The organism is Variovorax sp. GW821-FHT09B05 (assembly GCF_059418265.1).
On record NZ_JBWKPN010000013.1, the window covers coordinates 228,123 to 247,140 of the forward strand.

13 protein-coding genes are annotated in these 19,018 nt (G+C 71.2%); 12 read left to right on the forward strand and 1 reads right to left on the reverse strand.

Translation table 11 applies throughout. The features are described 5' to 3' along the window. The first annotated feature begins 15 nt into the window (after positions 1–15). The 12 genes from AC07RM_RS29785 (at position 16) to AC07RM_RS29840 (ending at position 17,746) form a co-directional block, all read left to right on the forward strand. Positions 16–1,176: an ABC transporter substrate-binding protein gene (locus tag AC07RM_RS29785; protein WP_057590617.1), complete on the forward strand. Its 1,161-nt coding sequence runs from the start codon at positions 16–18 to the stop codon at positions 1,174–1,176. A gap of 75 nt (positions 1,177–1,251) precedes the next feature. Beyond that, positions 1,252–2,307 carry a branched-chain amino acid ABC transporter permease gene (locus tag AC07RM_RS29790; RefSeq protein ID WP_093348977.1) on the forward strand — a complete coding sequence of 352 codons (1,056 nt, stop codon included), beginning with the start codon at positions 1,252–1,254 and terminating at the stop codon, positions 2,305–2,307. After that, on the forward strand, positions 2,304–4,088 hold the full coding sequence (locus tag AC07RM_RS29795; RefSeq protein ID WP_495336806.1) for a branched-chain amino acid ABC transporter ATP-binding protein/permease: 1,785 nt from the start codon (positions 2,304–2,306) through the stop codon (positions 4,086–4,088). The genes AC07RM_RS29790 and AC07RM_RS29795 overlap by 4 nt, the downstream gene beginning before the upstream one ends. Next, complete coding sequence (locus tag AC07RM_RS29800; RefSeq protein WP_495336807.1) at positions 4,085–4,825, forward strand: ABC transporter ATP-binding protein; 741 nt, start codon at positions 4,085–4,087, stop codon at positions 4,823–4,825. Before AC07RM_RS29795 ends, AC07RM_RS29800 begins: the two co-directional genes overlap by 4 nt. Further along, positions 4,815–6,395: an ATP-dependent acyl-CoA ligase gene (locus tag AC07RM_RS29805; protein ID WP_495336808.1), complete on the forward strand. Its 1,581-nt coding sequence runs from the start codon at positions 4,815–4,817 to the stop codon at positions 6,393–6,395. The genes AC07RM_RS29800 and AC07RM_RS29805 overlap by 11 nt, the downstream gene beginning before the upstream one ends. A gap of 62 nt (positions 6,396–6,457) precedes the next feature. Next, complete coding sequence (locus AC07RM_RS29810; RefSeq protein WP_057590612.1) at positions 6,458–7,237, forward strand: SDR family NAD(P)-dependent oxidoreductase; 780 nt, start codon at positions 6,458–6,460, stop codon at positions 7,235–7,237. Next, entirely contained in the window at positions 7,234–7,764 is a 531-nt protein-coding gene (locus AC07RM_RS29815; RefSeq protein WP_093348989.1) for a MarR family winged helix-turn-helix transcriptional regulator, read from the forward strand. The genes AC07RM_RS29810 and AC07RM_RS29815 overlap by 4 nt, the downstream gene beginning before the upstream one ends. Before the next feature lie 3 nt (positions 7,765–7,767). Continuing rightward, a complete protein-coding gene (locus AC07RM_RS29820; protein WP_495336809.1) occupies positions 7,768–8,211 on the forward strand; it encodes an acyl-CoA thioesterase in 444 nt (147 codons plus the stop codon). A 116-nt stretch (positions 8,212–8,327) separates the two neighbouring features. After that, positions 8,328–8,972 (forward strand): response regulator, encoded by a 645-nt coding sequence (locus tag AC07RM_RS29825; protein WP_064262281.1) that lies wholly within the window; start codon positions 8,328–8,330, stop codon positions 8,970–8,972. Continuing rightward, positions 8,969–10,726, forward strand: coding sequence for an ATP-binding response regulator (locus AC07RM_RS29830; protein ID WP_093348994.1), 1,758 nt, complete (start codon positions 8,969–8,971; stop codon positions 10,724–10,726). The genes AC07RM_RS29825 and AC07RM_RS29830 overlap by 4 nt, the downstream gene beginning before the upstream one ends. Positions 10,727–10,789: 63 nt before the next feature. Further along, positions 10,790–16,876 (forward strand): alkaline phosphatase D family protein, encoded by a 6,087-nt coding sequence (locus AC07RM_RS29835; protein WP_495336810.1) that lies wholly within the window; start codon positions 10,790–10,792, stop codon positions 16,874–16,876. Between the two features lie 132 nt (positions 16,877–17,008). Further along, entirely contained in the window at positions 17,009–17,746 is a 738-nt protein-coding gene (locus AC07RM_RS29840; protein WP_495336811.1) for a hypothetical protein, read from the forward strand. A 10-nt stretch (positions 17,747–17,756) separates the two neighbouring features. Here AC07RM_RS29840 and AC07RM_RS29845 read toward each other — a convergent pair whose 3' ends face one another. After that, positions 17,757–18,155 carry a hypothetical protein gene (locus tag AC07RM_RS29845; protein WP_093349002.1) on the reverse strand — a complete coding sequence of 133 codons (399 nt, stop codon included), beginning with the start codon at positions 18,153–18,155 and terminating at the stop codon, positions 17,757–17,759. Between the last annotated feature and the right edge of the window lie 863 nt (positions 18,156–19,018).

Here is a 19,018-nt window from a genome sequence, read left to right on the forward strand (position 1 = left end):
TCCAGGAGCTTCGACATGACCCGCTTGATGCAGTCCCTTCGCCACGCCGCCGTGCTCGCGCTGGCCGCCGGCCTCGGCGCCGCCGCCTTCGCGGCCGACCTCAAGGTCGGCCTGAGCGTGTCGCTGTCGGGCCCGAACTCCTCGCTGGGCGTGCCCTATGCCAAGGGCATGCAGGCCGCGCTGGCCTACAAGGGCGAGATCAATGGCCGCAAGGTGCAACTGATCGTGCTCGACGACGGCTCCGACCCCACCACCGCGGGCCGCAATGCGCGCAAGCTGGTGGACGAGGAGAAGGTCGACGTGCTGATGGGTACCTCGGGCGTGCCGGCCGCGATCGCCATGGCGCAGGTCGGGCGCGATGCCAAGGTGCCGATGATCGGGCTCACGCCGATCCTGCTCGACCCGGCCGAGAACGGCTGGGTGATGACGGTGGCGCAGCCCACGCAGTTGATGATCGACGCGGTGGTCGAGCGCATGAAGAAGGACGGCGTGAAGTCGGTCGGCTACATCGGCTTCTCCGACGCCTGGGGCGACCTGGTCTACAACGCGCTGATGAAGGCCGCGCCGGCCGCCGGCATCCAGGTGCTGGGCAACGAGCGCTATGCGCGCGCCGACGCCTCGGTCACGGGCCAGGTGCTGAAGCTGCTCGCGATGAAGCCCGAGGCCGTGATGACCGGCGGCGCCGGCACGCCGGGCGCGCTGCCCTTTCTCGCGCTGCAGGAGCGCGGCTTCAAGGGCAAGGTGTATGGCCAGCACGGCTTGATCAATCCCGACTTCGTGCGCGTGGTCGGTGCCGCCGGACAGGACGCGCTGATGCCCACGGGCCCGATCATCGTCGCCGAGCAGCTGCCGGCCGACCATCCCACGCGCAAGATCGGCCTGGAGTTCCGCAGCATCTTCCAGAAGGTCAACAACGCGCCCACCAGCGACGCCTTCTCGGCCTATTCCTTCGACGGCTACCTGGTGTTCGCCGACGCGGCGGCGCGCGCGCTCACGAAGGCCGAGGCCGGCACGCCCGAGTTCCGCGTCGCGCTGCGCGACGCGATCTTCAGCACCAGGGAAGTCGTGGGCACGCACGGCGTCTACAACTTCAAGCCCGGCGATCTCTACGGCGTGGACCAGCGCGCGCGCGTGATCGTGAAGCTCGACAAGGGTCAATGGAAGCTCGCCCCCTGAGCGCGCTGCCTCCGATCCTCCATCCACCCACAGCAAGCGAGAAGCGAGAGCGATGACGAAGCGAAGGACTGTGCAATGACCTGGGACGTGGCCCTCATCCTGGGCATCGACGGGCTGGCTAACGGGGCCATCTACCTGCTGGCCGGGCTCGGCCTGGTGTTGATCTTCTCGGTGACCCGGGTGGTCTTCGTGCCCTTCGGCGACATCGCGGCCTTCGCCGCGCTGACGCTGGCGGCCTTCGAGACCGGCAAGCTGCCGCCGACCATCGGCCTGGTGGCCGTGCTCGCGGCGCTGGCCGTGCTGACCGAGGTCGGCAGCCTGATCCGGCGCGGCGAGGCGCGGCGCATTCCGAAGGCCGTGCTGGCCTGGGGCGTGCTGCCGCTGGTGCCCTGCGCCATCGCCTGGGCCGCGGCGAGCGCGGGTGTGCCGGCGCCGGTGCAGCTCGCGGTGTCGGTGCTGCTGGTGGTGCCGGTGGCGCCGCTGCTGGCGCGCGTGGTGTTCCAGCCGATCGCCGATGCCTCGGTGCTGGTGCTGCTGATCGTCTCGCTGGCGCTGCACTTCCTGCTGTCGGGCCTGGGCCTGCTGTTCTTCGGGCCGGAAGGCTCGCGCACCAGCCCGCTGGCCTCGGGCACGCTCACGCTGGGCGACGGCTTCACCGTCAGCGGCCAGGTGATCCTGATGGTGAGCTCGGCGATCGTGCTCAGCGGCCTGTTCTTCCTGGTGTTCGAACGCACCGTGATGGGCAAGGCGCTGCGCGCCACGGCCGTCAACCGCGTCGGCGCGCGGCTGGTCGGCATCCGGCCCGCGCGCACCGCGCTCTTGGCCTACGGCTGCGCCTCGCTGCTGGCGGGACTGATCGGCGTGCTGATCGCGCCGGTGACCACCATGTACTACGACTCGGGCTTCATCATCGGCCTGAAGGCCTTCGTGGCCGCGATCATCGGCGGCCTCGTGAGCTACCCGATGACCGCCATCGGCGCGCTGGCCGTCGGCGTGGTCGAGAGCTTCGCCTCGTTCTGGAGCGGCGCGCTCAAGGACGTGATCGTGTTCAGCCTGCTGATCCCGGTGCTGATGCTGCGCTCGTTCATGGCGCGGCACGTGGAAGAGGAAGAAGAGGAGGTGGACCAATGAACCGCCGTCCAATGATCCTCTGCGCCGTGGTGATCGCCGCGCTGGCCGTGGTGCCGGCGCTGTTCGGCAGCTTCACGGTCTCGCTGCTCAATGACATCGGCATCGGCGCGCTGGTCGCGCTCGGGCTGGTGCTGCTCACGGGCGTGGGCGGGGCCACCTCCTTCGGGCAGGCGGCCTTCGTCGGCATCGCGGCCTACGCCACGGCCTGGCTCAGCACCACGCAGGGCTACTCGCCGTGGATCGGCCTGCTGTTCGCGCTGCTGCTGACCGGCCTCTCGGCGCTGGCCATCGGGCTGCTCACGTTGCGCCTGGGCGGGCACTTCCTGCCGCTGTCGACCATCGCCTGGGGGCTGTCGATCGCCATGCTGTTCGGCAACGTCGACGCGCTGGGCCGCCACACCGGGCTGTCGAACATCCCGCCGCTGTTCATCGGCGGCTGGTCGCTGGCCGATCCGCGCGCCATGTACTACCTGATCTGGGCGATCGTCGGGCTGGCCTTCCTGTTCAGCCACAACCTGCTGCGCTCGCGCCCCGGCCGCGCGATCCGCAGCCTGCGCGGCGGCGCGACCCTGCTGGCGAGCGTGGGCGCCGATGCCTACCGCGTGCGGCTGTCGCTGTTCGTGACGGCGGCGCTGTTCGCCGGGCTCGCGGGCTGGCTCTATGCGCACATGAACCGCTTCGTGAGCCCCTCGCCCTTCGACGTGCGCGCGAGCATCGAGTACCTGCTGATGGCGGTGGCCGGCGGTCTCGGCAGCCTGGTCGGCGCGCTGGTGGGCGCGGGCCTGGTGCTGGTGCTCAAGAACGGGCTGCAGGACGTGCTGCCGCTGATCACCCAGCGCGCCGGCCAGCTCGAGGCGGTGGCCTTCGCGGTGCTGTTCATCGCGCTGCTGCACTTCGCGCGCGGCGGGTTGATGGGCTTCGTGCGGCGGCTGCGCGGGCGCAAGGGCTCGGGCGCGGCGCGCCCACCCGCGGCGCCGCTGGCGGCGGTCGAACCGCTGCCGCACCGCGCGCTGCCGGCGCGCGGCGCGCCGATCCTCTCGGTGCAGGGCGCGGTCAAGCGCTTCGGCGGGCTGGTGGCGGTCAACGACGTGAGCTTCGACGTGGCGGCCGGCGAGATCGTGGGCCTGATCGGGCCCAACGGCGCCGGCAAGTCGACCATGTTCAACCTGCTGACCTGCACCCTGCCGATGAGCTCGGGCAGCGTGCGCTTCCTGGGCCAGGACATCGCCGGCATGCCGCAGCGCGAGGTGGCACGGCTCGGGCTGGCGCGCACCTTCCAGCACGTGAAGCTGCGCCCGCAGATGAGCCTGCTCGACAACGTGGCGCTGGGCGCGCATTCGCGCACGCGCTCGGGCGTGCTGCGCGCGGGGCTGCGGCTCGATCGCGCGGAGGAGCGGCAGATCTTGCAGGAGGCGCAGCGCCAGCTCGAGCGCATCGGCCTGGGCGACCGCGCGCACGAGCTCGCGGGCAGCCTGCCGCTGGGCACGCAGCGCATCCTCGAGATCGCGCGCGCGCTCGCGGCCGACCCGGTGCTGCTGGTGCTCGACGAGCCCGCGGCCGGCCTGCGCCGCAAGGAGAAGATGGCCCTGGGCGAGTTGCTGCGCAAGCTGCGCGACGAGGGCGTGACCATTCTGATCGTCGAACACGACATGGACTTCGTGATGAAACTCGTGGACCGCCTGGTGGTGATGAACTTCGGCGCCAAGCTGGTGGAGGGCGCGCCGGCCGCGGTGCGCGCCGACGAGCGGGTGCAGGCGGCGTACCTGGGGAGCGTGGCATGAGTACGACGACCCCGATGCTGGAGATCGGCGACCTGCACGTTTCCTATGGCCAGGTCGATGCGGTGCGCGGCGTGTCGCTCGCGATGCGGCCGGGCCAGATCGTTTCGGTGATCGGCCCCAATGGCGCCGGCAAGACCACGCTGCTCGCGGCCGCGATGGGCCTGCTGCCTTCCAAGGGCGTGCTGCGCTTCGAGGGCGAGGACCTGCATGGCCTCGACGTGGAGGCGCGCGTGGAGCGCGGCCTGTGCCTGGTGCCCGAGAAGCGCGAGCTGTTCGGCGAACTCTCGGTGCTCGACAACCTGCAGCTCGGCGCCTTCTCGCGCCGGCTGCGCGGCAGCGTGCTCAAGAGCCGGCTGCAGGGCGTGTACGACCGCTTCCCGCGGCTGGCCGAGCGCCGCACGCAGCGCGCCGACACGCTCTCGGGCGGCGAGCGTCAGATGCTGGCCGTGGGGCGCGCGCTGATGTCCTCGCCGCGCCTGCTGATGCTCGACGAGCCCAGCCTCGGGCTGGCGCCGCTGATCGTGCGCGACATCCTCGCGATCGTGCGCAAGCTGCGCGAGGACGGGGTGTCGATCCTGCTGGTGGAGCAGAACGCGCGCGCCGCGCTCGAGAGTTCGGACCACGGCTACGTGCTCGAAACCGGCGAGATCGCGCTCGATGGCGCCTCGCAGGACCTGGCCTGCGATCCGCGCGTGCAGGCCACCTACCTCGGCGGGGGCACGCACGATGAGGACTGAGCCGGACCCGCTGCCGCCCGCGCGACGCACGCTGCCGGCGATGCTCGAGCGGCAGGCGGCGCTGTTCGGCGACAAGCCGCTGCTGTCGATCGCCGGACGGCAATGGGCGCATGCCGATGCGCGCGCGGCCGCCGCATCGCGCGCCGGCGCGCTGGCCGCGGCGGGCGTGGCGCGCGGCGATCGCGTGGCGCTGATGAGCGGCAACCGCCTCGAGGTGCTCGAGACGCTCGGCGGCTGCGGCTGGCTGGGTGCTGCGATGGTGCCGATCAACACCGCCTCGATGGCGCCGCAGATCGAATACTTCCTGGCCGACAGCGCGGCGCGGCTGCTGGTGATCGAGAGCGCCTTCCTCGACCGGCTGGCCGGCGTCGACCTCGCGCGCACCGCGCTGCGCACGGTGTGGGTGATCGGCGAGGGCGAGATCGCGCTCGAGGGCGTGGCGGTGAAGGCCTGGCCGGCGGAGGGCGAAGCGATCGCCGCGGCCGAGGTGCAGCCGGGCGACACGCTCGCGATCCTCTACACCTCGGGCACCACCGGTCCGGCCAAGGGCGTGACCTGCCCGCATGCGCAGTACTACTGGTGGGGCGTGAACAGCGCGGCCGTGCTCGGCGTGGGCGCCGACGACGTGCTGTGCACCACCTTGCCGCTGTTCCACATCAATGCGCTCAACACCTTCGCGCAGGCCGCGATCACCGGCTGCCGCGTGGTGTTCGAGGCGCGCTTCTCGGCCTCGGGCTTCTGGGAGGCGATGCGCGCGCACGAGGCCACGGTGGTCTACCTGCTGGGCGCGATGGTGCCGATCTTGCTGGCCCAGCCCGAGGGACCGGGCGAGCGTGGGCACCGGGTACGCGTGGGCCTGGGCCCGGGCGTGCCGGCGCATGCGATGCAGAGCTTCCTGGAGCGCACGGGCGTGCGGCTGCTCGAGGGCTACGGCTCGACGGAGACCAACTTCGTCATCAGCACCGCGCCCGATTCGCCGCGCGGCGGCGTGATGGGCTGGGTGCGCCCGGGCTTCGAGGCGCGCGTGGCCGACGCGCACGACGTCGAGCTGCCCGACGGCGAGGCCGGCGAGCTGCTGCTGCGCGCGAGCGAGCCCCATGCCTTCGCGAGCGGCTACTTCAACCTGCCGGCCAAGACCGTCGAGGCCTGGCGCAACCTGTGGTTCCACACCGGCGACCGCGTGGTGCGCGACGCCGACGGCGCCTTCCGCTTCGTCGACCGGCTCAAGGACGCGATCCGCCGGCGCGGCGAGAACATCTCCTCCTTCGAGGTCGAGCAGGTGCTGCTGAGCCATCCGGGCGTGGCGGCGGTGGCGGTCTACCCGGTGCGCTCGGAGCTGGCCGAGGACGAGGTGATGGCGGCGCTGATCGCGCGCCCCGGCACGGCGGTGGCGCCCGCCGAGCTCGCGGCCTTCTGCGAGGCGCGGCTGCCGTATTTCGCGGTGCCGCGCTACATCGACATCCTCGAGGACCTGCCGCGCACCGAGAACGGCAAGGTCCAGAAGTACAAGCTGCGCGAGCGCGGCGTGACGCTCGGCACCTGGGACCGGCAGCCGGCGCGGCGCGCCTGAGTCGGCGGCCGGGGCCCAGGGCGGCAAAACGCTAGAATGGTTTAGGACTAAATATTATTGCCATGCAAGCAAATTCTCTTTCCGGCCGCCACGCCCTGGTCACCGGTGCCGCGCGCGGCATCGGCGCCGAGATCGCACGCACCCTCGCGGCCGAGGGCGCGGTGCTCACGCTGCTGGGGCGCGACCGCGAGGCGCTGCAGCGCGTGGCCGACACGCTGCCCGCCGCCGCCTCGCACCGCGTGGTGGCGGCCGACGTGGCCGACCCGGCGGCCGTGCAGCAGGCCTTCGCGCAGGCGCGCGCCGCGCTCGGGCCGCTCGCGATCCTGGTCAACAACGCCGGCGCGGCCGAGAGCGCGCCCTTCCTCAAGACCTCGGTCGAGCTCTGGCAGCGCATGCTGTCGGTCAACCTCACGGGCAGCTTCCTGTGCACCCAGGCGGCGCTGCCCGACATGCTCGAGGCCGGCTGGGGCCGCATCGTCAACATCGCCAGCACCGCGGGGCAGAAGGGCTATGCCTACGTCGCGGCCTACACCGCGGCCAAGCACGGCGTGATCGGGCTGACGCGCTCGCTGGCGCTCGAGGTGGCGCGCAAGGGCGTGACGGTGAACGCGGTCTGCCCGGGCTACACCGACACCGACATCCTGCGCAACAGCGTCGCCAACGTGGTCGGCAAGACCGGCCGCAGCGAGGCCGACGCGCTGGCGGAGTTCTCGAGCGTGAATCCGCAGCGCCGCATCGTGCAGCCCTCGGAGGTGGCCGACGCGGTGCGCTGGCTGTGCGGCGAGGGCGCCGCCTCGGTCAACGGGCAGTCGATCTCGGTCTCGGGCGGGGAGGTCACATGAAGCACAACGATGCCTCGCATGCCGCGCTGAGCGACGCCGAGGAACTGGGCCACGAGGCGCGCGCGCGCACCGAGGACCATGCGGCCCTCAAGCTGTGGCTGCGCATGCTGGCCAGCACCACCCAGATCGAGGCCGAGATCCGGCGCCGGCTGCGCGAGCGCTTCGGCATCTCGCTGGCGCGCTTCGACTACATGGCGCAGCTCTACCGCCACAAGGAAGGGCTGAAGATGCGCGTGCTCTCGCGCTACCTGATGGTGACCGGCGGCAACGTCACCGGCCTCACCGACGAACTGGAGCGCGAGGGCGTGGTGGCACGCGCGCCCAGCCCCGAGGACCGCCGGGCCTGGATCGTGAGCCTCACGCCCAAGGGCCGGACCAGCTTCGAGGCGATGGCCAGCGAGCACGAGCAGTGGATCCTCGAGATGTTCTCGGGCCTGGACATGAAGACCATCAAGCAGATGCATGCCCAGCTCGGCGAGCTGCGCGTGCACGTGATGCGCAGCGAACCCGCGGGCGAGGAGGGCTGAGCCATGGCCGAGACGCCCGCGCGCTTCGCCGAATTCAGCCGGCCGCGGCTGATCCGCTTCTCGGACTGCGATCCGGCCGGCATCGTCTTCTACCCGCAGTACTTCGTGATGCTCAACGGGCTGGTCGAGGACTGGGTCAACGAGGAACTCGGCATCGGCTACGACGCACTGGTCACCGGCCGCCGCGTCGGCCTGCCGACCGTCAAGCTCGAGGCCGATTTCCGCGCCGTGAGCCGCATGGGCGACCGGGTGGCGCTGGGGCTTTCGGTCGAGCGGCTCGGTTCGCGATCCCTGACGCTGCGGCTGCGCTGCTTCGAGCCGGTGTCGGGCGAAGTGCGTATGCAGGTCAGCCAGGTGCTGGTGACCACTTCGCTGGAAACCCACAGGGCGATCGAGATTCCGCCCGACCTGCGCGCGGCGATCCTGAAGGGCGCGCTGCCTTCTTAAGCCCCGGGGAATGTCGATCCCTCTAAAGGAGGAGTTCCCCCTGCTTGTACTACCAGCGTACTGCTCCCACAATTCCGGGCCTGGGAAAATAAGGCGGAGATGAATGGGAACGGTTGATGAGAATTCTGCTGGTTGACGATCACGGCCTCGTGCGCGAGGGCGTGGCACTTCTTTTGCGCTCGCTCGATCCCAAGATCGGCGTGCACCAGACCGCCGACATCCACGATGCGATCGCGGCCATGCGCACGCACGGCCCGTTCGACATCGTGCTGCTCGACCTCGAGATGCCCGGCATGCGCGAGCTCGACTCGCTGCACCTGTTCCGCGGCCAGTTCCCCGAGCAGGCGGTGGTCGTGCTGTCGGCCAACGAAGACCCCAACACGGTGCGCCGCGCGATCGACGATGGCGCCATGGGCTACGTCAAGAAGTCGCTCGACCCGGCGACCATGATGCAGGCGCTGCGCGTGGTGCTCGACGACGGCATCTACGTGCCGCCGGTCTGCCTCGAGCCGCCGCGCACCGACGAGCCCTCGCCGGCCGACCGGCTCGCGAGCCTGCGGCTGTCGCCGCGCCAGGAGGAAGTGCTGCTGCGCCTGGCCCACGGCAAGTCGAACAAGGCGATCGCGCGCGAGCTCAACATCTCCGACACCACCGTGAAGTCGCACCTGAAGGTGGTGTTCGAGATCCTCGACGTCCACAGCCGTACCCAGGCCATGTACGAGCTCTCCCGCCTCGGCTGGCGCGCGATGGAAGCCGGATGAGGAACCGGGCCGCGGCGCTGGTCGCCGAGCAGGTCGGGTTGCTCGCGACCCAGTCGCGCAACGCCGTCCTCGGGCTGCTGGTCGGCTGCTCCTTCGTTTCCGCGATCCTGGCGCGGCACGTCTCTTGGGTGCTGATCGGCGCCTGGCTGGCGCTGTTCATCGGCGCCAACGCCTACCGCATGCGGCTGGGCGCGCGCCTGCTGAGCGACCGCGAGCCGCGCGATGCCGCGGCGCTGCGCAAGTTCTTCTACATCGCGCTGATCAACGGCATCTGGATCGGCCTGCTGCCCGTGATGTTCTTCGGCGTGCTGCCCGACGAGTCGCGGCTCGCATTGACCGTGATCGTGCTGCTCGCGGCGGCCGGCGGCGCCGCCACCTATGCCTCGTTCGCGCGCGGCTACCTGTGCTTCCTGCTGGTCGGGGTGCCGCTGGTGGCGCTGGGCTGGGGGCTGCACGGCGGCCCGCGCGCCTGGGCGGTGGTGCTGTCGCTGCTGATGTACGCGGTGGTGATGGCGCGTTTCTCGACCTACCTCGCGAGCGTGTTCGAGCGCTCGGTGCTGATCCGCTTCGAGGCCGACGCGCAGCGCGAGCAGGCCGAGCGGATGCGCGTGATCGCCGAGGAGGAGCGCGGCAAGGCGGTGGAGGCGCGCCACGCGGCCGAGGAGGCGAGCCTGTCGAAGTCGCGCTTCCTGGCCAATGCCAGCCACGACCTGCGCCAGCCGGCGCAGGCGCTCGCGCTCTACACGGCGGTGCTCACGCACAACGCCGAGACCGACGAGCAGCGCCAGATCGCGCGCAGCATCGCCGAGGCCAGCCGCGTGTTGGGCGACCTGCTCGACAACCTGCTCGACATGTCGCGCCTCGACGCCGGTGCGGTGCAGCCGCGCGCGCAGGCGGTCGACATCGGCCAGATGCTGGCGCGCCAGGGCACCGAGGCACGCGCCATGCTGGCCGGGCGCAACGTGCGGGTGGAGGTGGAGGGCGGTGCCTTCGTGGCCCAGACCGACCCGGTGCTGCTCGAGCGCGCGCTGCGCAACATCGTCGGCAACGCGGTGAAGTTCACCGCCTCGGGACTGATCGCCATCCGCGCCCATATCGTCGGTCCGGTGATCCGCTTCGAGGTCGAAGACACGGGCCAGGGCATCGCGAGCGAGCACCAGACGCTGATCTTCGAGGAGTTCTTCCAGGTCGACAACAAGGAGCGCGACCGGGCCCGCGGCCTCGGCCTCGGGTTGTCGATCGTGCGCCGGCTGATCCACATGCTCGGCGGCGAGGTGAAGGTGGAATCGGCGGCCGGCAAGGGCTCGAAGTTCACGCTGACCATTCCCGCGCTGTTCACGCGCGCGCCCGACGAATCCGACCTGCGTCCGCGCCCCTCGGTGCCGATGCCCGACCTGCGCGGCCGGCGCGTGCTGGTGATCGACGACGAACAGATGGTGAGCAACAGCCTGAGCGCGCTGCTCCAGACCTGGGGTGCCGACGTCGACACCGCCGACGGCCTGCATGCCGCGCTCGCCCTCGGGCCGCCCGGCAACTGGCAGCTGTGCCTGTGCGACCTGCGCCTGCGCGGCGGCGAGGACGGCATCTCCACGGCGGCGCGGCTCAGCCGCGATGCGCCCGACTTGCCGATCGTCTTCATCACGGGCGACACGGCCCCCGGGCGCATCGAGCAGGCGACCCGCACCGGCCGGCCGCTGATGCACAAACCGGTGGACGAACTCCAGCTGGCAAGACAGGTGCGCGCCTTGCTCTGAGCCCGACCGCCCAGGCTCACCGTCGGCGGGCCACGATTTCCTTTCTCTCGCTCCCGCCGTCCCATGTTCTCGCCCACCGCGCAGCCGCTGTCCATTCCCTTCGACGAATGGAAGCCTCCCGAGCCGCTGCAGCTCGATGCCGTCGTGATCGGCTCGGGCTATGGCGGCAGCGTGGCCGCGCTGCGGCTCGCGCAGGCCGGGCGGCGCGTGGTGCTGCTCGAGCGCGGCTCGGAGTTCCTGCCGGGCGAATTCGCCAACGACGTGGGCCAGTTGCCCAAGTACCTGCGCTTCCAGGGCCCGCAAGGGCCGATGGGCAGCCCCTGCGGCCTGTTCGAATGGCGCGCCGGACCGGGCATGGTCTCGCTGGTGGCCAACGGCTTCGGCGGCGGCAGCCTGATCAATGCCGGCGTGCTGGTGCGGCCCGACGACGACGTCTTCGCCCAGCCCGCCTGGCCGGCCCAGATCCGCCATGCGCTCGACGACGACAAGCCCGGCCTGCGCCTGCCGTCGGCCTTCGCGCGCGCCAAGGAACAGCTGCAGGGCACGCGCTTCTCGATCCGCAGCGCGAGCGGCGCCGAGGCCGAGCCGCTGCCCAAGTCGCAGGCCCTGGTGAAGCTCTGCGAGACGCTGCAGCGCGACAAGACGCTGCGTAAGCACGCGCCACGGGTGCACACGGCGGAGCTGACCATCGATCCGGCACGCTGCAGCCACTGCGGCGACTGCTTCACCGGCTGCAACACGCCCGGCGCCAAGCACACCCTGCCCACCACCTACCTGAAGCAGGCGGGCGAGCGGGGCGTGCAGTTCGTGAGCCGCTGCACGGTCTACGCGCTCGAGCCGCAGCGCAACACCGGCCGCTGGCGCTTCACCGCGGTGGAGACCGAACGCAGCCGCGACCTGCGCAACATGGCCGACCTGGTGGAGCAGCACGGCCGAACCTTCGAGGCCGCGCTGGTGGTGGTCGCGGCCGGCACCTTCGGCAGCACCGAGCTGCTGATGCGTTCGCAGAAGGTGCACGAGCATTTCACGCTGTCGCCCACGCTGGGCACGCGCGTGAGCGCGAACGGCGACAGCGTGAGCGTGATCGCCGACCTCGAGACGCCGGTGAACAACGTGGGCCGCGGCGCGATCCCCGAGGCCAAGGCCGGCCCGCCCGTGGGGCCGACGATCACCACGCTGCTCGACCTGCGCGGCAGCGGCGACGACCGGCCGCCGCTGCAGGACCGCGTGATGCTGCAGGACGGCGCAGTGCCCGGCCCGCTGTCGCGCCTGTACGAGGAGATGCTGGCCATCGCCTGGACCCTGCGCCACATCGGCGCGCGGGCACCGGCGCCGCGCGCGCATGGCAACGGCATCGATCCGCTGGCCGCCTCGCCCGAGCTCGCCGCCCACAGCCAGCTGCTGCTGGCGATGGGCCACGACAGCTCGCAGGGGCGGGCGGTCTGGGTGCCCGAGATGGACGGCATCGCGCCCTACTGGCCGCGGCCGCAGGAGGCGCGCACCTACGCCGCGCAGCAGCGCTTCTTCGACGCGGGCACGAAGCGCGATGGCGTGCACATGCACCTGCCGACCTGGCAGGCGCTGCCGCCGGGCGCCGCCACCTTGCTGTCGGGGCCGAAGCCCGACCCGTTCGCGATGACGGTGCACCCGCTCGGCGGCTGCCCGATGGGCGACAACCACGACTCGGGCGTGGTCGACCACCTGGGGCGGGTCTGGCGCGGCGACAACGAGCTCTGGCACGGCCTCCACGTGCTCGACGGCTCGATCGTTCCGACCTCGCTGGGCTGCAATCCGCTGTGGACCATCACCGCGCTGGCGGAACGCGCGATGGCGCACCTGGCCCCCGGACTGCGAGTCGCGGGCCCGACTGCCACGCCGACGCCCGTGCCGCAGCGCGGCCTGCCGCGCTCCACCGCGGGCTGGTCGCGGCCCGGACCGATGCGGGTCGAGGCCCGTGCGCGCGAGCGGCTGGAGTGCCGCGCGCTGCCGCTGCAGGGGCCGCTGCGACGCATGCTGGGCACGCCGACGGCCGACTGCGACATGGTGGTCAGCATGCACACCTTCGACTGGCAGCAGCTGTGGAACGATGCGCGGCATCGCTTCACGGGCGTGCGCGGGCTGCTGCGTTTCGAACCCCTGGTCGAGGGTGCGGCGCCCGATGTCAGGCCGGCCAGCGAGCGCTTCGTCAACTACAAGATCCGCGGCGGCGCGGTCTCCATCCTCGCGGTGGAGCCCGGTGGTCCGCTCGCGACCCTGCGGCGCATCGCCAGCCTGCCGCGCACGGTGCTGACCTGGTTCACCTTGCGCGGTTATCTCGACTGGCGGCGCGGCGACACCGAGATCACGCTCGAGCGCAGCCGCAACATGTTCTGGGCCTGGTGGGCCGCCACCGAGATCCGGCACGTGGAATACGACCTCAGGCTGACGCTGCGCCCCGGCGGCGTCCCCCGGCCCGATCCGGTCCGGCGCCTGCGGCTGCGCGGCACCAAGGAGGTCGTCTATGCCGCGAGCTGGCCGCAGCTCGTGGTGCATGGCGCGCAGCGGCTGTGGCAGTGGGGGTGGGAGGCCGACCGGCCGGGCAAGGTCACGCCGGCCGACCTGCGGCCCGACCTGTTCACCCAGCTCACCTGCCCGGTCATCACGCTCGATGCCGACGACCGGCCCGCGCCCTGGTGGTCGCCGTGGCGCAACCGCGCTGCGAAAGCGCACTTCGCCTTCGACGTGGCGCGCGCGGTGCGCGACACGCCGATCGAGCTGCTCGGTGGCGCCGACGCCAGCTCGGCGATGGGCACGCTGGTGGCCTATCCGGCGCTGCTCGCGCGCTTCGCGCTGCAGACGCGCATGCTCGACTTCCGGCTGCCCGACTACAGCGACAGCCCGCTGGTCGACATCGCCAGCCCCGAGGACCTGAAGCTGCGTGGCGAGGCCTGCGGCAGCACGCAGGGCGACGTCCATCCGCAGGCGCATTCGTTGTGGGTGCGGCGCGGCCGCTCGTCGAGCGACGACGGCACCGAGGCGGTGGAGAACGTGCAGCTCCGGCTGTGGCGCTACCGGCGGACTGCCGCCGACGGGCTGCCGGAATTCGTGGGCGGAACGTGGTGCGGCGTCCCCGTGCGGCGCGCGCGCTCGGTGCTGCTGACCCATGCCTTCGGCATGTCGGGCCACACCTTCACCTTCAAGGGCACCAAGAAGAATTTTGCAGAGTATCTCTACGGCCTCGGTTGGGAAGTCTGGGTGCTCGACACCCGGCTGAGCCCGCGCTCGCGGGCCTCGCAGGAGCCGGGCACCGCGGACCAGGTCGCGATGATCGACATTCCGCAGGCGGTCGATTTCGTGCTCGACCTGCTGCGCAACGAGCGCGACCGGGTCGTCGGTCCCGAGGCCGGGCTGCCGCTGCAGCTCCATGCCTTCGGCCAGTGCCTCGGCGCGGCGGCCTTCCAGATGGCGCTGCTGGCGGGGCGGCTGTCGTATCCGATCGAGAGCGCCGGCTACGTGTCGGCCACGGGCGTGCGCCCGCTGCTGCCGAAGCTCGCGGGCCTGGTGAGCGCGCAGACGCACCTGTTCACGGTGGGCTCGCGCTCCTCGCAGGGCAAGACCTGGCTGCCGGCCTTCATCCGCAACCTGGCGGGCCGCACCACGGTGCCGCTGGCGGTGCGCGGGCCGGTGGAGTCGCTGGTCGAATCGCTGGTCGATCGCCTGTTCGCGGCGCTGCCGGTGCCGCCCGGCGAGCACTGCCCGGGCGAAGGCACGCTGGGCCGGCCGCACGACGACGACTGCGCGACCTGCAGGCGCGTGCGCTTCCTCGACGCCGAGCTGTTCAAGCACCGCAACCTCAACGCCAAGACCCACCGCGAACTGCCCAAGCTGTTCGGCAACGCCTCGGTGCGCGTGTTCGCGCATGCGGCGCGCTTCGTGGAGTACGAGCGGCTGGTCAGCGAGGACGGCTTCAACGTCTACGCCAACGACAGCGCGATCGCGCGCCACATGGCGCTGCCGGTGCGCTTCGTGCACGGCTGCGAGAACGAGCTGTTCGACAAGGAAGGGGCGCTGCGCTCGTCGCTGCAGTTCGCGCAGATCCATCCCGAGTGGGTGCCGCTGTTCGGCAAGGCGGCCGACGGGCAGCCGCCGCACATGTGCGACCTGCTCGTGGGCTATGGCCACCTCGATCCGCTGATCGGCCAGGCGGCGATGGATCGCGCCGGCGGCGAGGCCAGTCCCTACGAGCGGCTGGCCGCCTTGCTGAACCATGCCTGGGAGGCGCAGGCGCACGGCCCGGCCCTCTCTCCGTCGGAGAGCGCCGAGGCGCTCCCGCCGGCGAGCCCGCATCCGAACCACGAGGTGCGCTTTCCGCGCGCCGGCCCCTGGGTCGGGCCGATCGAGCCGATGGAGGTCGATCCGCAGCTCGCTCTGTACTGCGCCATGCCGCCGGGCCCGGCGCGCAGCGTGCGCGTGGCCTTCGTGGTCGACGACACCGCCGCCGATGCGCTGCTGAGCCGCGGGCTGGCGGCCAGCGCCATCGTGCATCTGGCGCAGCGCGTCTACCGGGTGCCGCTGGAGATCGTCGACTTTCCCGCGCCGATGGTGGCGCGCGACGGCTTCCTGCTGCCGCCGTCGCGGCGCCCCTGGGTGCTCGGCAGCGCCCAGGGCCGCACCGACGGCAGCAGCGCGATCCGCGTCGCCTGCGGCAGCATTCCGCTGCCCGAGGGCGGGGCGTGCGAGCGGGCGCGCATCGAGTGCGTCTCGCACGCACCCGCGCTCGATGCACGGACCGCCAGCCGGCCGCTGCAGCGATTGCCCGACGAGGTCGCGGAGGGGCCGCCGGTGGCGTTCTCGGCCGCCGCGGAGGCGGCCGAGCTGATGGCGCTGCAGGGCTCGATCCGCTTCGCGGCCGAAGCGGCGTTGCGCGAGCGCGAGGTGGGGCGTGGGCCCTTTCCCGCCTCGCTGTCGCACCAGCGCCGCAATGCGCCGCTGGCGGAGCATCGCTGGATCCGCCTCAGGCAACGCATGCTGGCCGAGCGCGACGGCGCGCTCTGCATCGCCATCGGCAGCTGCAGCTACCCGGGCTTCTCCTTCGACAGCGAGCCGGCCTCGGCCTCGTTCGAGCGGCTGTTGAAAACGGTGCGCAGGCTGGGGCCGGGCGGGCCCGAGATGCTGTTCATGCTGGGCGACCAGATCTATGCCGATGCGACCGGCGGCATCATCGATTCGACCAACCCGGTCGAGCGCTACACCGACCGGCACCAGCGGGCCTTCGCGCGGCCCGCGCTGCAGAAGCTGCTGGCGCGGGTGCCGTCGGTGTGCACGGTGGACGACCACGAGTTCACGGACAACTACCCGCTGGCCCGCTCGCTGTTCAAGCCGCATCTCGCGCGTTGCGGCTACAGCCAGTTGCGCGAGGAGCATGCATTGCGGGCCGCGAAAAGCGCGCTGACCGCCTACCAGCTGATGCACGGCACCGAGAGCATGCGCCGCTTCGGCTTCGCGCGCTACGAGCGCGGTGGCGTGCGCTTCTTCGTGGCCGACACGCGGCGCTGGCGCAAGGCGGCGGAGCACAGCGAGCCGGGCAAGCCGGTCGCCGCGCGCACGCTGTCGGACGAAGCGCGCGCGGCCTTCCATGCCTGGGTGGAGGAGGGCCGCCACACGGACGCCTTCCATTGCCTGCTCACGGGCAGCGTGCTGCTGCCCGGGCTGGTGCCGGGCTGCGATCCCGCGAACCCCGGTCCGCCCGACTCGATGCAGGCCGCGCCGGCCGAACGCGCCGACCTGCTGGGCCAACTGGCCGACGCGGTGCCGGGGCGCTTCGCCTGCATCTCGGGCGACTACCACCTGAGCTTCTCGGGCGCGGTCGCGGTGGATGGCAAGCGCGTCGGTGCGGTGATGCTCGCGCCGGCCTTCTACGCGCCCCTGCCCTATGCCAACTGCTCGCCCGGCGATCTCTGGCTCGACGAGGCCCTGCCATTGCCGGGCGGCCGCACGCTGCGCCTCGAGGCCATCGATGGCGAACTGCCGCAGCGCGGATCGGGCTATGGCCTGCTGCGTTTCGAGCGGCACGCCGGGGGATGGACGGCCGCGCTGTCGACCGACCTGCTGGTGCTCGAGGAGGGCACGACCCGGCAGCGCTTCGACTGGCCGAGCGTCGACCTCCGGTAGCGCTGCGCGGCGTTCTCCCCCAATTGGGGCATGCGCGCGGCATGGCGATGAACTCCAATCCCCGCATGCCGTTCAGAGGGGCCCGTGGGCCTCGCGTACGGCACGTTGCAGTCTTCCAAAAAGAAAGCGCTCATGCCGGGACGGTTGGTTTCGATCGATGTGCCCTCGATCTACAAGGTGGCAGGCCAGTGGCTCGCGCTGTCGCGGCCGATGGCCTGGTGCACGCCCGACACGCGGCGCGCGCTCGCCGGCATCCGCAAGGAGGTCGAGTGCCGCGGCGGTCGCCTGCTGCTGTCCGACCTGTTCCATGACCGGACCGCCGAGTCCGGCCGGCCATCGTCCTTCGGTGCCTGCACGGGCGACGGCATGCACGAGGCCGGCCGCGCGTTCGATGTCGACCTCGGCGCGCTGCGCCTGCCGCTGGCCGAGTTCTGGGCGCTGGCGCGCGGCTTCGGCGTGGTGCCGATCCACCGCACGCCCGACCCGGCGCTCAGCGAGGCCTGGCATTTCGAATGCCGCGGCAGCCATCAGCGCGTGTACGACCAGCATGCATCGAAGCCCGCGGGCCTGTTCAGGACGCCGTACCTCGCGATGGCCGCCAGCGCGACCCTCGCGGCCGGCCTGCCGCACGACCTGTTCATCCACAACGCCGACGAGGCGCGCCTGCAGAGCGGCCTGATCCGCCTGGGGCACGACATCGGCGGCATCGATGGCCTGATCGGCTTCCGCTCGATGCGGGCGCTGCGGGCCCTGGCGCTCGATGGCCTGTCGCTCGAGGCTCAGCTGAGCGGGGTCGAGTGGTGGTTGCGGGGGATGTACCCCGCGGAGTACGGCGACCCGGAGTCGATGGAGACGGCGCTTGCGGCCTGAGCTTCCGGGGTTACTTCTTGTCCGCAGCGACGGGTGCAGCAGCTTCGGCGATCTTCTTCTTGAGCCAGCCCGCGAGTTCGCGCTTGCCCTTGGCATTGGCGGCGCGCCAGGCCTCGCGCGCCAGCGCGACGAAGCGCTCCTCGGCCTCGTCGGGCACTTCCGAAGGGCGGTCTTCCCGGTCGAGCCAGCCGGCCTCGACCTCGCAGTGCCGCTCGATCTGCCGCGCGAGGTTGTCGCCGATCGGCCGCGCGCTCTTGATCTGGCTCCACATGCTCGGCGACACCTCGATCTTCCGGGCGAAGGCCTGGTCGAGCCCCTTGGCGGGCAGGCCGGCGGCCACGGACGCTTCGAGAAAGCGGCGATGCAGCGCGAGCACATTGCGGCGGCGTGCGACGGTGAGATTGGGCACTGTTCAAAAACAACAACAAGACAAAAAAAGATTGTCCCGGTTGTTGACGCCCTCGTAAAGACTATTTACAGTGCAAGGCAATCGCAGGCTCAGGCCGCGAGAGGCCCGATCCCCCCACCCTTTTTCAAAGCGCGACAGCTTCAACCAAGGTCCCATCGTGAACACCGCACGCCAACTCTCCAGCATTCGACCCGTCTCGGGCCGGGCGCTCGTGCGCGCGGGTTTCAGCAAAGGATTCGACCTGCCATCGCTCGCCACGAATCTGGGTCGTTCGTACGCCATGCATTCGCCGAACCACGCGAAAGCGCGCGTTGATGCATTCGAGGATCGACTGCCACCGGGTGGAGGTTGCGCTTAGGCGCTTGCCCTCCCCAGCTCTCTTACCAGAGGCCCGGACACCGAAAGGTTCCGGGCCTTTTTGTTTTTCGTCGCCGCATCCCGATGCGGTTCGCGTTCGCGGCGATCGTGCCGTGGCGGTGGTGTCTCCGGATGCCGCCGATGTTCTTCCACAACTTGCCGCGAGGCGCAGCCGTCACTGGATCGGCGCGCAGCTTCGCCATTTCGGGTGTGCCTTCACCACACCGCCAGGATCAGCCGCGTGGACGGTCTGGCGGGATGTGCAGGAGCGTGGACCACTCCTGTGCAGCGATGTCGCACGGGGCCTCGAGCGAGAGCGCGGGGCCTGTCGCGTGAGGACACAACCGAAATGGAAAGCGCCGTTTCCTCGATCACGTTCCGCTAACTCAGCGGCCAGAGTGCCTCCCTGTCTGGGGCCTGTTGACACTATGCAAGGGGTCGCGTTGCCCCGCAAAGGGGCTGGATGCAAGGCGCCCGCGCGCAGCAAGGCTGATGCCTTGCAAGGG

What these genes read in the sequence shown, in the direction of transcription:
- AC07RM_RS29840 (WP_495336811.1), top strand. Translation starts at nt 17,009, where the DNA reads ATGCCGGGACGGTTGGTTTCGATCGATGTGCCCTCGATCTACAAGGTG.
- AC07RM_RS29785 (WP_057590617.1), top strand. Translation starts at nt 16, where the DNA reads ATGACCCGCTTGATGCAGTCCCTTCGCCACGCCGCCGTGCTCGCGCTG.
- AC07RM_RS29795 (WP_495336806.1), top strand. Translation starts at nt 2,304, where the DNA reads ATGAACCGCCGTCCAATGATCCTCTGCGCCGTGGTGATCGCCGCGCTG.
- AC07RM_RS29800 (WP_495336807.1), top strand. Translation starts at nt 4,085, where the DNA reads ATGAGTACGACGACCCCGATGCTGGAGATCGGCGACCTGCACGTTTCC.
- AC07RM_RS29835 (WP_495336810.1), top strand. Translation starts at nt 10,790, where the DNA reads ATGTTCTCGCCCACCGCGCAGCCGCTGTCCATTCCCTTCGACGAATGG.
- AC07RM_RS29825 (WP_064262281.1), top strand. Translation starts at nt 8,328, where the DNA reads ATGAGAATTCTGCTGGTTGACGATCACGGCCTCGTGCGCGAGGGCGTG.
- AC07RM_RS29805 (WP_495336808.1), top strand. Translation starts at nt 4,815, where the DNA reads ATGAGGACTGAGCCGGACCCGCTGCCGCCCGCGCGACGCACGCTGCCG.
- AC07RM_RS29810 (WP_057590612.1), top strand. Translation starts at nt 6,458, where the DNA reads ATGCAAGCAAATTCTCTTTCCGGCCGCCACGCCCTGGTCACCGGTGCC.
- AC07RM_RS29820 (WP_495336809.1), top strand. Translation starts at nt 7,768, where the DNA reads ATGGCCGAGACGCCCGCGCGCTTCGCCGAATTCAGCCGGCCGCGGCTG.
- AC07RM_RS29815 (WP_093348989.1), top strand. Translation starts at nt 7,234, where the DNA reads ATGAAGCACAACGATGCCTCGCATGCCGCGCTGAGCGACGCCGAGGAA.
- AC07RM_RS29790 (WP_093348977.1), top strand. Translation starts at nt 1,252, where the DNA reads ATGACCTGGGACGTGGCCCTCATCCTGGGCATCGACGGGCTGGCTAAC.
- AC07RM_RS29830 (WP_093348994.1), top strand. Translation starts at nt 8,969, where the DNA reads ATGAGGAACCGGGCCGCGGCGCTGGTCGCCGAGCAGGTCGGGTTGCTC.